General features: G+C 66.1%; 10 protein-coding genes. 5 read left to right on the top strand and 5 right to left on the bottom strand.

All coding sequences use genetic code 11. From position 1 onward, the window contains the following. The first annotated feature begins 293 nt into the window (after nt 1–293). Together Q8M13_RS16780 and Q8M13_RS16775 are read left to right on the top strand one after the other, a co-directional pair. Entirely contained in the window at nt 294–653 is a 360-nt protein-coding gene (locus Q8M13_RS16780) for a hypothetical protein (protein WP_305301228.1), read from the top strand. Nucleotides 654–716: 63 nt separating this feature from the next. After that, entirely contained in the window at nt 717–1,184 is a 468-nt protein-coding gene (locus Q8M13_RS16775; protein ID WP_305301227.1) for a hypothetical protein, read from the top strand. Here the strand turns inward: Q8M13_RS16775 and Q8M13_RS16770 are convergent. The 5 genes from Q8M13_RS16770 to Q8M13_RS16750 all read right to left on the bottom strand — a co-directional run bounded on the left by Q8M13_RS16770 (nt 1,181) and on the right by Q8M13_RS16750 (nt 9,044). Beyond that, a complete protein-coding gene (locus Q8M13_RS16770) occupies nt 1,181–2,842 on the bottom strand; it encodes a M28 family metallopeptidase (RefSeq protein WP_305301225.1) in 1,662 nt (553 codons plus the stop codon). The two genes, Q8M13_RS16775 and Q8M13_RS16770, sit on opposite strands and share 4 nt — an antisense overlap. 251 nt (nt 2,843–3,093) lie before the next feature. Continuing rightward, nucleotides 3,094–4,950: an ABC transporter ATP-binding protein gene (locus tag Q8M13_RS16765; RefSeq protein ID WP_305301224.1), complete on the bottom strand. Its 1,857-nt coding sequence runs from the start codon at nt 4,948–4,950 to the stop codon at nt 3,094–3,096. Then, nucleotides 4,947–6,827, bottom strand: a complete 1,881-nt coding sequence (locus Q8M13_RS16760; protein WP_305301222.1) for an ABC transporter ATP-binding protein — start codon at nt 6,825–6,827, stop codon at nt 4,947–4,949. Before Q8M13_RS16760 ends, Q8M13_RS16765 begins: the two co-directional genes overlap by 4 nt. Before the next feature lie 106 nt (nt 6,828–6,933). Continuing rightward, entirely contained in the window at nt 6,934–7,719 is a 786-nt protein-coding gene (locus Q8M13_RS16755; protein WP_305301221.1) for a DUF1365 domain-containing protein, read from the bottom strand. Further along, entirely contained in the window at nt 7,716–9,044 is a 1,329-nt protein-coding gene (locus Q8M13_RS16750; protein ID WP_305301219.1) for an NAD(P)/FAD-dependent oxidoreductase, read from the bottom strand. The genes Q8M13_RS16755 and Q8M13_RS16750 overlap by 4 nt, the downstream gene beginning before the upstream one ends. A gap of 128 nt (nt 9,045–9,172) precedes the next feature. Here Q8M13_RS16750 and Q8M13_RS16745 point away from each other — a divergent pair, with 128 nt between their 5' ends. From Q8M13_RS16745 to Q8M13_RS16735, 3 genes are all read left to right on the top strand, one after another. Then, nucleotides 9,173–10,213, top strand: a complete 1,041-nt coding sequence (locus tag Q8M13_RS16745; protein WP_305301218.1) for a cyclopropane-fatty-acyl-phospholipid synthase family protein — start codon at nt 9,173–9,175, stop codon at nt 10,211–10,213. Continuing rightward, nucleotides 10,207–10,623 (top strand): DUF2177 family protein, encoded by a 417-nt coding sequence (locus Q8M13_RS16740; protein ID WP_305301216.1) that lies wholly within the window; start codon nt 10,207–10,209, stop codon nt 10,621–10,623. The genes Q8M13_RS16745 and Q8M13_RS16740 overlap by 7 nt, the downstream gene beginning before the upstream one ends. Before the next feature lie 191 nt (nt 10,624–10,814). Beyond that, complete coding sequence (locus Q8M13_RS16735; RefSeq protein ID WP_305301215.1) at nt 10,815–12,401, top strand: AMP-binding protein; 1,587 nt, start codon at nt 10,815–10,817, stop codon at nt 12,399–12,401. Nucleotides 12,402–12,430: the final 29 nt, after the last annotated feature.

The following is a 12,430-nucleotide window of genomic DNA, read 5'->3' as shown; positions in this document are numbered from 1 at the left end:
CGAAAAGGCGATAGAACGCCCTCCTTAGGCGTGTATCGGGGCCTAAAATGGTCGCCGAAACCCGGCTTTCCCCAAATTGGGGAACCCTCTCAAGCTCGTTCAGAGGTTGTTAGGCATACTGGAACGCGTATCGGCCCATGGCGTCGCCAGGGGGTTGATCGAAACATGAGAATTCGCAGAACCGCGAAGGCGCGACACGATGATCGTGCGCGCGACCCGCATACCTCTACGCAGTTCGTCTACAGCCTCGCAAAGCGGTGCTGGCGATCGTTCGATGCGGGAGGAAACTGGATATGACGGTTGTCCGGTTTGCCCAAAATAGCCGCTATCGAGAACTCACCCCTGCGGTGCAGGCCAGGATGCTGGTCGTCGTCGTCAGCGGGCTGCGCATGCTCGGCGAGCCCTCAACGGTCGAAGAGCTGACGCTCTACGCCCAGCACCGCTTCGCCCGCGCCCTCCACCCACGGCTGAGGGAGGATGTCGAAGCGATCCTAAATACCTACGCCGAACCCGGGCCGACCCCACTCGCCGATTGCATCCCATTTCGCCGGGTGCAGCTCGGAGAGCAGGAAGCCTGGGCGTTCAACCTATCGTTCCGCAGCGCTCTCGCCGAAAGCGGGCTCGAGGTTCGCGTGAGAGATCTCGCCGACTGAGCCGGTTTGGGGCGCGCGCACACTCGCCCCCCTGCCTTTCCCAGCATTCATGCAGGAGGTCCGGTGAACGAGCCGAGCTTCAAAATCGACCTGTTTCTGGCTCGGGTGGGCAGCAACTATCTGCTGCGCGCGCTTGCCAACCTGACCGAGGCGTTCGACGGCGACATGGCGCTCGCCGTCGTGTTCATGGCGATCGGCCAAGCGGCCACCGACCACCTGGGGCTGAACCGGAATTTCATGGACTTCGGCGGTGATGGCCTGATCCCCGACGAGCTGCGCCGGCCGGTGACGGTGCTCTCCATCGCCAACTCGTTGCAGATGCCGCGCGAGACCACACGGCGCCACGTCACCCGCCTGCTGCAGCGCGGCTATTGCATCCAGGTCCAGGGCCGGCGGGTCATGATTCCCGCCGAAATCTATCGACGTCCGGAAATCCGCCAAGTGATCGAGAAGAACCGCCGCGACCTGCAGCTTCTCATTTCCACCATCCGCCGCACCCAACTGCTGAAAGAGGACGCGGAGGACAGCTAGCGCCGCTTGGCGGCGGTCGCATCACGCAGCGGCTTGAACTCGGAGTCCGGCTTCCAGCTCGGCCAGACGCCCGGGTTCGCCAGTTCCTTGCCCATGTCGTACAGCAACTCCACGTCCTGAGCCGCCCCGCGCAGATCCCAGTCGGCCGACCAGGCGTCGCAGGTCTTGTGATAGCAGTTGGCCGTATAGTCGCTGACCCACTTGTCTCCAGCCGCACGGCCGCCCTCGATCAGGTCGGCGCCGCCGCCCAGCCCCATCATCAGCAGCACCGGCACGCCGCGCCGAGCCATCGAGAAGTGGTCGGCGCGATAGAACAGCGCCCGCTCCGGGTGAGCGTCGGGCGTCACCGTGCGGTTCTGGGTTTTGGCGGCCTTCACCAGCATGTCTTCCAGGCTGTTCTGGCCCGCCCCGATCAACACCACGTCGCGCGCCAGTCCGTTCGGCTGCAGCACGTCCATGGTCAGGTTCGCGGCCATGGTCTCCAGCGGCACGGTCGGATGGACGCCGTAGAACTCCGAGCCCAGCAGGCCGCGCTCCTCGGCCGTCCAGGCCGCGAACACCAGGGTGCGGGCCGGCGGCGGGCCGGCCTTGAAGGCCCGCGCGATCTCCATGGTCCCGGCCACGCCGATGGCGTCGTCCAGGGCGCCGGGGCGCACCGTGCGGCCCTGGGCGTCCGGGGCGCCGACGCCATAGGCGTCCCAGTGGGCGGCGAACATCACGCTCTCGTTCGGTCGCGAGGCGCCGGTGATCTTGGCCAGCACATTGCGGCTGACGACCTGGACGTGCTCGAGCCCATAGTCGGCCGAAAACGTCGCGCCTTTCAGCGTCACCGGCTTGAAGTCGGCTCGCCGCGCCTGGGTCTTCAGGGTGTCGAAGTCGAGGCCCGCCGACGCCAGCAGTTCCTTTGAAACCTCGCCGGTCAGCCAGCCCTGCAGCAGCACCTTTTCCTTGGCCGGGTCGGCACGGACGATGTCGAAGGCCTCGCCGTTCGAGGCCACCACCGTCGACCAGCCATAGCCGGCGCCGGGCGTCTCGTGGACGATCAGTGCGCCGAGCGCACCGCGGCGCGCGGCCTCTTCGTACTTGTAGGTCCAGCGCCCGTAATAGGTCGCGGCCAGACCACCGAACTTCCCGGCCACCGGCTCGCCCGGTTTCGCCTCGAAATCGGGATCATTGATCAGGATGACGGCGATCTTGCCCTTCAGGTCCACGCCCTTGAAGTCGTCCCAGCCGCGCTCGGGCGCCGAGACGCCATAGCCGACGAAGACCATGGGCGCGTTCTCGATGGTCACCTGGTTGATCGGCCGCAGGGTCGAGGCCGAGATGTCGGTGTTGCGCTCCAGCGAGCGCGCCTTGCCCTGCAAGGTGAGACCGAATTTCCCGCCGTCCTTCACCTGGAACCGCACCAGCGGCACGTCCTGGGTATAGCCGCCCTTATCGCCGGCCGGCTCCAGCCCCAGCGCCTTGAATTGAGCGGCGATGTACTGGGTCGTCTTGGCCTCGCCCGGCGTTCCGGGCGAGCGCCCCTCGAACTCGTCCGAGGCCATGGTCTTCACGATCGCCGACAGCCGCGCCGGATCGATGGGACCAGCATCCTGGGCGTAGGCGGCGCTCGCCATCAGGGTCAGGGCGAGGGAAACGGCTGCAGTGCGGAACATGGGGAACCTCGGAGGCGAACGGCCAAGCCACCCTACAGGATGCTTTCACAATCCGGGAACCGCCGCGCCGACCACTCTCCGCTCGTCATCCTAGGCCTTGTGCCTAGGACCCCTCGCCCCGCCGCACTGCGAATACGGCAAAGTGGGGCCGTCCAGCTTCACCCGGCCCAGCCGTGCCAGCCGAGAGAGGGGTCCTAGGCACAAGGCCTAGGATGACGAAGTTTGGGGATCGCAAGGTTGCGCGCCGCCCCTCAAGTCCGCGTCGCGAACTCGCTGTCTCCAGTGACCGCCACCACCTGGTCGTCGAACGAGGCGTGGGCCGAGGTGTAGAGGTGTGAGTAGAGCCCGCCGTTCACCATCAGCTCGTCGTGGTTGCCCTGCTCCAGGATGCGCCCCTGCTGCAGCACCACGATGCGGTCGGCGTCGCGGATCGTCGCCAGCCGGTGAGCGATGACGATGCAGGTCCTCCCCGAGAAGAGCACCTTCAGGGCCTTCTGGATCGCCTGCTCGGTGAAGCTGTCGATATTGGCTGTGGCCTCGTCGAGGATCAGGATCTGCGGATCGGCCACCAGGGCCCGCGCGAACGAGATCAGCTGCCGCTGGCCCATCGAGATATTGCGGCCCCGCTGGCCGAGCTTGGTCTGATAGCCGTCCGGCAGGCGCATGATGAAGTCGTGCGCGCTCACCGCCGTGGCCGCCCGGACCACGTCGTCGAAACTGGCGCCCTTCGTATTGTAGCGAATGTTCTCTTCGATCGTGCCGGTGAACAGGAACGGCTCCTGCAGCACCATGCCGATGGTCTTGCCCAGCGAGTCCAGCGTCACATCGCGCACGTCGTGGCCGCCGACCAGGATCTGGCCCTGATCGACCTCATAGAACCGGTGGGTCAGCGCGATGATCGAGGTCTTGCCCGAGCCGGTCGGCCCGACCAGAGCCACCACCTCGCGCGGGTTCACCTTCAGGCTGATATCGTGCAGCACCGGCCGGGCCGGATCGTAGCCGAAGGTGACGTTCTTGAACTCCACCGTCGCCGGCGCGTCGGCCAGCGGCTGGGCGCCGACCTTGTCAGTGATCGCCACCTTGACGTCGAGCACCTCGAAGATCCGATGCCCGGCCGCCATCGCCCGCTGCATGATCGTGTACTGCATGGACAGCATCCGCACCGGATCGAAGAACCGCTGCACATAGAAGATGAAGGCGACCATCACCCCCACTTCCAGCCGCCCGCCCAGCACAGCGTTGCCGCCGACCACGATGACGATCGCCATGGCCAGGCCGGTCAGCACATCGACGGTCGGCACCATTATCTGGCTCATCCACGAGGCGTGCGCCTGGGCGACGAAATTCTCGTGGGCCTTCTCCTTGTAGAGCTCGAAATTCACCGCCTCGCGGCGGCTTTCTTGCACCGTGCGCACGCCGTTGATGTTCTCGGCCAGGGCCGAATTGGCGGTCGAGGAGGCGTCGCGCGCGTCACGGAAACTCCTCTTCGAGAACGGCAGCCAGATCGCGCGCACAATGATCAGCAGCGGCAGGACCGTCAGGGTCAGCAGGCCAAGCTGCCAGTCCATGCTGATCAGGACCGCGGTGATGCCGATCAGCATCGCAAGGTCGCCAACCGCGCCGGTGGAGCTTTCCAGAAACTCCTGCAAGGCGTTCACATCGCCCTGCAGGCGCGACATGATCCGCCCGACATGGGTCTTGTCCATGAACGACAGCGACACATCCTGAAAGTGGTCGAACATCTTGCGGCGGACGTCGAAAATCACCCGCTGGGCCAGCCGCGCCGACAGCCACTGCTCCATGAAAAAGGCGCTCGCATAGACCGCGATCAGGCCCGCAAAGGCTATCAGGATCTGGTCGAGCAGATGGCCGTCGCGGTTGACCGCCGCGGTGACCGCACGCCCGATCAGCGCCGGGATCATCACCGCGCAGGTCGCCGAGATCAGCACGGCGACCACAGCGATGATGAAGGACCGCTTGTGCGGCTTCAAAATCTCCAGGAAGCGCTTGGCCACGTTGATGTCGAACGTGCCGAAGATATCCTCGCCCTCGGAGGTCCCGAGCGAGGCGCGGCGTTGCGGCGGCGGGGCTTGCACGGTGTCGCTCATCCGCCGACCCCCTGGAGAATGGCGTCCTCGTCCAGGGTCGCCTCGGCGTCCGAGCGCGTCTGCAGTTCATAGAGGTCAGCATAGACCCCGCCCTGCTTCACCAGCTCGGCGTGGGTCCCGCGTTCCACCACCCGGCCCTCGTCCAGCACCACGATATTGTCAGCGTGCATCAGCGAGGACAGGCGGTGAGCGATGATGATCGTGGCCTTGGCCGCCGTGGCTTCGGCCAGGGCGTCGCGCACCCGGCGTTCGGTCACCGCGTCGATGGCCGCGGTGCTGTCGTCGAAGATCATCACGCCGGGACCGGGCACCACGCCGCGCGCAATGCTCATCCGCTGGCGCTGGCCGCCGGACAGGGCCACGCCGCGCTCCCCGACCCTCGTCTCATAGCCAGCCGGCAGGCCGGCGATGTGGTCGTGAAGCTGGGCGGTCTTGGCCGCGCCGACGATGCGGTCCTCCTGCGCCCAGGGATCGGCATAGGCGACGTTGTGGCCGATGGACGAGTCGAACAGGAACGCCTCCTGCTGAACCAGCCCGACATATTCGCGCAAGGACGCCAGGGTCATGTCACGGATGTCCTGACCGTCAATGGTGATCGCCCCGCCGGTCACGTCGTAGAAACGCGGGATCAGGTTGGCGATGGTCGACTTGCCGCTGCCGGGCGGGCCGACGATCCCCAGGGTCTGGCCGGCCGCGACCTCGAAACTGACCCCATGCAGGATCTGCTTGCCGCCCTGATCGTAGCAGAAGTCGACATTCTCGAAGCGCAGCACGCCCTTGGTCGGGGCCAAGGGTTTCGCGCCCGGCGCGTCGGCGATTTCCGGCTCCAGGTCCAGCACTTCGAACAGCCGCGCGCCCGACGACGTCGCCCGCGCCGCGGCGTTGAAGATCATGGCGATCTGCCGGATCGGCGTCTGCAGCAGGGTCATATAGGTGAGGAACTCGGTGAGCTTGCCGACGCTCATTGTCCCGGCCGCCACCTTGTGACCGCCGTACCAGAGCAGCAGCCCCATCGATCCGTAGAACGAGACGGTCATCACCGAGACCGCCCGGAACCGCAGGGTGATGCGCTTGTAAGAGAAGTTCAGCGCGTCCAGCGAGGCGGCGTCGAACTTGGCCATCTCGAAGGACTTGCCGGCGAAGGCGCGAACCACGCGGATGCCCTGAAGGTTCTCCTCCATGGTCAGGGTCAGCACCGCCATCAGCTCCTGCACCCGCAGCCAGGTCACCCGCAGCAGGAAGCCCATCCGCGCCAGCGCCCAGCCGGCGACCGGCACAAAGGCTAGGCCGATCAGCCCCATGGTCAGGTCGGCCGACAGCATCATGTAGCTGGCGAAGCCCAGCAGCAGGACCAGGCTGACCGCCTGCATCACCCCGCCCTGGATGAAGACGCGCGCGCCTTCCAGGTCGAGCATGCCTCGGGTGATCAGGTCGCCGGAATGGATACGGTCATGAAAACCGAACGACAGCCGCTGGAGCTGTTGGAAGAACTGCAGCCGCAGGTCATAGCCCACCCGCTGGCTGACATACTCGCCCTGGTAGCCAGACATCATGGTCAGCAGCCCGCGGATCACCGTGGCGGCGATCACCAGCAGGGCCGTCCCCCACAGCGCGGCCTGCGCCTCGCTGGCGTGGGCGGCCCCGCCCTCCAGCAGCGCCTGCGCCTGATCGACAGCGCCGCCAAACAATCGCGGCAAGGTCAGGCTGGCGACCGCGGCCCCCAGCGAGCAACCGATCGCCACCGCCATCCGGCCCGGGTAACGCAACGAAAGCGCCGTGATCCTCTGCAGCACACGCGGCATCTCGCTGACATCGACCTTGATAGAGCCGGAGTCAGAGGGTCCCGCACCCCGCCGGGAGGGGTGTGACTCACTCATCAGAAATTCCATCTTCAAGTATGGAAGTCATTCTGAGGCGCCGCCTCGGTGCACGCCAGACTTGTTTTGACGTATCCGGATAATATCGCCGACGTCGCGGGGACGGCTAGGCCGCGCGAGCGCGAACGCCGTGAACGAACGTCACCGACGTCGCGGGCGGCGCCGGCCGGGTGCGCAACCGCCCGCCCTTGCGCCAGATTTTCAAGGCTTCCCAATGGATTGCGGCCATTACGCCCAGCGTCATCAAGGGATGTGACAGCCATGCGCGCAACAGCGACCGGTCGGTCAGTTCGCGCCTGATCCCTGAGAACGCCGCGCCCATCACATGGCCCTCGGCGTCGTGGACATCGATGACGATCGAGACCGCCTCGCCCGGCGCGCGGATCCGGAAGGCGTAGGTCAGGTCCATGTCCATGAACGGCGAGACATAGAAAGTCTTGTCGCAGGTCTGGGTGATCGGCCCGCGCCCCTCGACCGGTATCAGGTAGATGTGCCGCTCTCCGAAGGTGTTGGTCACCTCGTAGAGGATGGCCGAAAGCGCGCCGTCCAGGCGATGGCAGAAATAGACCGTCAGCGGATTGAACACCGCCCCCAGGATGCGCGGCATGCACAGCATCTTGATGGGGCCGCCGTGCGCGATGGCGGCCGCCTCCAGGTGGGCCTCGACCTGGGCCTCCAGGCAGCTACCCGAACCGTCGAGATGGTCGGCCTCATGGAAGCTGGTCAGGGCGAAGCGCCGATGCCCGAACAGCCGCAGCAGGCCATCCAGCCGCCCCAGCTCATCCAGGTCCAGCAGCAGCATGAAGACGCGATAGCGCATCCGATGGTGTCGCGGCTTCAGCCGCGCATGAGTGACCGCGCCGAGATAGAGCCCCGACGCGAGCCCGGTCATGCCGCCCACCCGCGCAGAGGCGCCGTCTTGATCTGGATGCGCCCAGACTCGTCGGCCACACGCCACGGCCGGCGCCCGCCGCCCATGGCCTCAGCCACCGCCAGGCCCGACTGCAGGGCGTCTTCATGGAAGCCGTGGCCGAAATAGGAACCGCAGAACCAGGTCCGCCGCTCGCCCTGCAACGACCACAGCTCAGCCTGGGCCGCGATGGCGGCGGCGTCGAACAACGGATGGTCGTAGACGTCGGTGCGGATCACCTTGTCTGGCGCGATCTCTCGCGTGGGATTGAGCGTGACGAACAGGTCGCCCGCGTCGCCGATGGATTGCAGCCGGTTCATCCAATAGGTCACGCAGCCCTCCCCAGGCGTCTCGCGCCGCCCGATGTGGTTCCAGCTTTCCCAGGCTGCCTTCCGCATCGGCATCAGGCGAGCATCAGCGTGCAAAACGGCAAGATTACGGTGATATCTGAAAGCCGACAGCAGCCGCTGTTCTTCGCTATTGACGTCGTCGAGCAGCGACAGGGCGGTGTCGCCGTGGGTGGCGATCACCACCTGGTCGAAGCGTTCGGTCCGGCCAGTCGAATCGCGGATATCAACGCCGAATAGGTCGCGGCGCACCGCGCTCACCCGCACGCCGGTCCGGATTTCGCCCGTGAAGGCCGCCGCCAGCTTGGCGACATAAGCGTGGCTGCCCCCGCTCACCGTGCGCCACTTGCCCCGGCCGAACAGGCTCATCATCCCGTGGTTCTGGAAGAAGCGGATCAGGGCGGCGGCCGGATAGTCGAGAATCGCCCCCAGCGGCGTGGACCAGATGGCGGCGGCTTGCGGCAGCAGGTGGTCGTCCCGGAAGGCCTGGCAGTAGCCCTTAGTCGCCAGGTAGTCCTCCAACGAGGTCAGCGGCGCCTCAAGGCTGGCTAGGTCCTTGGGACCCTGACGGTAGAATCGACCGACATCGCGCAGCATCGCCCAGTAGCGCGCGCTGAAGAGGTTGCTGGCCTGGGCGAACAGCGCACCGGATGAATATTCGAAATCGCCGTCGTCCAGCGACACGCTCAGCGCCATGTCGGCGGCGCGGCTCTCCACGCCGAAGTGCTTCAGAAGGGCGGTGAAATTCGGATAGTTCGGCTCGTTGTAGACGATGAAGCCGGTGTCGACCGCAACCGGTCCCTTGGCGCCAGGCGCCTCGACGGTATTGGCGTGCCCCCCGACCCTGTTCTCCCCCTCGAATAGTGTCACATCGTAGCGTTGACTGAGCAGCCAAGCGGCAGACAGTCCCGCCACGCCTCCGCCAACCACCGCGATGCGAGACTGTGGATTCCAGGTCAAAGGGTCGGTTCCTCAAGTTACAGCGGATAACCTCGCGTGGGAGCAGCTACGGGCCTGGCGTCTCACCGGATGCATCCGCACCCCGGCCTCGTCCGTATCCCCTAGGAAAACGCAACTAAGGGAACCGAATGAGCCTGGTCGCATCAGCCATCCACGCCTTCGAAGGCGCGCCGTTGCCCGACGCTGTACGCCGCGCGGCGGTCGGTCTCCTGGTCGCCAACGCTCGTCGCAATCTCGAACCCGCGGAAGGCGCCGCCGCCCGGTTCGCCCGCGACATGGAGGAGCGCCCCATCGCCGAGCATGCCGACTCGGCCAATCGGCAGCACTACGAACTCCCCGCCGCCTTCTTCCAGGCCGTGCTGGGTCCGCGGCTCAAATATTCCTCCGGCCTGTTCACATCCGGCGCCGAGACCCTGGCCCAGGCCGAGGATGCGGCGTTGGCCGAGACCGCCGCTCACGCCGATCTGCGAGACGGCCAGCATATTCTCGAGCTCGGCTGCGGCTGGGGCTCTCTTTCGCTCTGGATGGCCAGGACCCTTCCGAACGCCCAGATCGTCTCAGTCTCAAACTCGGCCAGCCAAGGCGATTTCATCCGGGCCAAAGCTCGGTCTGAGGGCCTGTCCAACCTGACCGTCGTCACGGCCGACATGAACGATTTCGAGGCCGCCCCCGCCGCCTTCGACCGCATCGTCTCGGTGGAGATGTTCGAGCACATGGCCAACTGGCGCGCCCTGCTCACCCGTGCCAAGGCCTGGCTCAGGCCCGACGGCCGGCTTTTCCTGCACGTTTTTACGCACCGTTCGACGCCCTATCGGTTCGACGTGAACGATGAGGCCGACTGGATCGCCCAGCACTTCTTCACCGGCGGAGTGATGCCCAGCCACGACTTGGCGCGCCAGTTCCCCGATCTGTTCGAAGTCGTCGCCGATTGGCGCTGGAGCGGCGAGCACTACGCCCGCACGGCGGAAGCCTGGCTCGTCAACTACGATCGCAACGCCGAGACGATCAGGCCGATCCTCGCCCAGGTCTACGGCGATCAGGCCCTGCTCTGGGGTCGCCGCTGGCGGCTGTTCTTCCTGGCGACCTCGGGCCTGTTCGGCCATCGCGGCGGGACCGAATGGGGCGTGAGCCACTATCTGATGAGCCCGGCGGGAGAATCGCCATGCTGAAGTACCTCGCCGCCTATCTGGGCGCGGGCCTCGCCTTCGCGGTGATCGACGCCGTCTGGCTGACCACCGTGGGGCCGAAACTCTACCGGCCTGCCTTGGACGACGTGCTAGCCGACCAGTTCAACCTGCCCGCCGCCATCGCCTTCTATCTGGTCTTCATCGCCGGCGTGCTGATGCTCGCCATCCTGCCGGCCGTCCGCGAGGGAGCCGGATGGACGCGGGCGATGGCCAACGGCGCGATGCTGGGCTTCGTGGCCTACGCGACCTATGACCTCACCAACCAGGCGACGTTGAAGGTCTGGTCGCTCAAGGTCACCCTCGCCGACATCGGCTGGGGAACGGTGCTGACGGCCTGCGCGGCCGCCGCCGGTTTTGCGGCCTACCGCTGGACAGAGACCCGCCTGGGATGATCCGGCCTACGTTCGGATCGCGCGCGGCGTTGTCGGGCGCGCGATCGCCTGTCATTGTGGGTTTCCGAAACGGAAACGGTCACCATCGCCGCGCATATTTCGCGCCGCGATCGCCGACGAAACGCCGTCTCGGACCATAGAAAAAGAGCCGAGTGTTCCGTTCCTCCGGTCACCGGCGACGGGAGGATTTGATGGAAGATTTGAAAGAGCGCGTAAGCCTGGACGAAGCCCTGGACGCGGCGGCCGCCACTGGCATGACCACTGCGGTATGGGCCAAGTTTCACCCTGACAAACCGGCGGTCATAGATCCCGACGGCCGCGTGAAGACCTTCGCCGAGATCAACGCGGCGGCCAACAAGCTCACACGCCTCTTCCGTCAGCACGGCCTGGGCGCCGGCGACAGCCTGGCCCTGGTGTGCTCCAACCGCGCCGAATTCATCGAGGTGCAGGCCGCGACCCTGCGTTCGGGCCTGCGGATCACCCCGGTGAACTGGCACCTGACCGCCGACGAAATCGCCTATATCATCAAGGATTGCGAGGCCAAGGTCCTGGTCGGCGAGGCCCGCGTGGCGACCCTGCCAGCCGCCGCCGCCGAATGCCCTGGCGTCGTGCTGAAGCTCGCCGTCGGCGGCCCGATCGAAGGCTTCCAGGACTATGACGCCGCCCTGGCTCCGCTCGACGGATCGGACATCACCGACCCGGTGCTTGGCAACCAGATGATGTACACCTCGGGCACCACCGGCCGGCCGAAGGGCGTGTTCCGTCCCACCGCCGTCGTGACGCCCCAGGCGATGTACACCCTGCGCGGCTACGATCCCGAAACCTCGATCCAGCTTTGCGCCGGCCCGGCCTACCATGCTGCGCCGCTGGCCTTCGACATCCGCGCCGCCATGGGCGCGGGCGTGCCGCTCTACTTCATCGACAAGTGGGATTCGGAACTGGTCCTGCGGACCATCTCCGAAAAGAAGGTCACGCACCTGCATCTGGTGCCGATCATGTTCCAGCGGCTGCTCGCCCTGCCGCCGGAAGTGAAGGCCAAGTACCCCGTCGACCACGTGAAATACATCGTCCACGGCGCGGCCCCCTGCCCGCCCGAGGTCAAGCACGCGATGATCGAGTGGTTCGGCCCGATCCTGTCGGAATACTACGCCGGCTCCGAAGGCGGCGCGGGCTTCGCCATCTCCTCGGAAGAATGGCTCAAGAAGCCCGGTAGCGTCGGCAAGCGCCCGGCCCTACTGCAGGTCCGCATCCTTGACGAGGAAGGCAACGAGCTGCCCCCGGGCACCCCCGGCGGCATCTATCACCAGCTCCCGCCCGGCGGCGGCTTCACCTATTACACGGACGAAGCCAAGACCAACTCCAACCGGGTCGGCGACTTCTTCACCATGGGCGACGTCGGCTATTTCGATGAGGACGACTACCTGTTCCTCACCGGCCGCAACGCCGAGACGATCATTTCCGGCGGGGTGAACATCTACCCGCAGGAAGTCGACAACGAGCTGATCAAGCACGAAGCCGTGGCCGATAGCTCGACGGTCGGCATCCCGCACGACGAGTGGGGCGAACAGGTCCGCGCCGTGATCCTGCTCAAGCCCGGCTACCAGCCGTCGGACGAACTGGCCCAGGAGATCCTGGCCTTCGGACGCCAGACCCTCGCCGCCTACAAGGTCCCGCGCGGCCTCGACTTCGTAAGCGAACTGCCCCGCTCCGAAGCCGGCAAGATCCAGCGCAACAAGGTCCGCGCCCCCTATTGGGAAGGCCGCACCCGGCAGATCTGATCCTATGATCGTCATCCCCGGGCTCGTCC

The sequence above is a fragment of the Phenylobacterium sp. genome, from assembly GCF_030681155.1.
Classification (GTDB): Bacteria; Pseudomonadota; Alphaproteobacteria; order Caulobacterales; family Caulobacteraceae; genus Phenylobacterium.
Note: the sequence above shows the minus strand (reverse complement) of the source record. Positions and strands in the feature narration are given on the sequence as shown.

Bases quoted from the DNA above. Each gene is read 5' to 3' on its own strand.
- Q8M13_RS16760 (WP_305301222.1), bottom strand. From the start codon at position 6,827: ATGAGTGAGTCACACCCCTCCCGGCGGGGTGCGGGACCCTCTGACTCC.
- Q8M13_RS16740 (WP_305301216.1), top strand. From the start codon at position 10,207: ATGCTGAAGTACCTCGCCGCCTATCTGGGCGCGGGCCTCGCCTTCGCG.
- Q8M13_RS16765 (WP_305301224.1), bottom strand. From the start codon at position 4,950: ATGAGCGACACCGTGCAAGCCCCGCCGCCGCAACGCCGCGCCTCGCTC.
- Q8M13_RS16745 (WP_305301218.1), top strand. From the start codon at position 9,173: ATGAGCCTGGTCGCATCAGCCATCCACGCCTTCGAAGGCGCGCCGTTG.
- Q8M13_RS16735 (WP_305301215.1), top strand. From the start codon at position 10,815: ATGGAAGATTTGAAAGAGCGCGTAAGCCTGGACGAAGCCCTGGACGCG.
- Q8M13_RS16755 (WP_305301221.1), bottom strand. From the start codon at position 7,719: ATGACCGGGCTCGCGTCGGGGCTCTATCTCGGCGCGGTCACTCATGCG.
- Q8M13_RS16770 (WP_305301225.1), bottom strand. From the start codon at position 2,842: ATGTTCCGCACTGCAGCCGTTTCCCTCGCCCTGACCCTGATGGCGAGC.
- Q8M13_RS16780 (WP_305301228.1), top strand. From the start codon at position 294: ATGACGGTTGTCCGGTTTGCCCAAAATAGCCGCTATCGAGAACTCACC.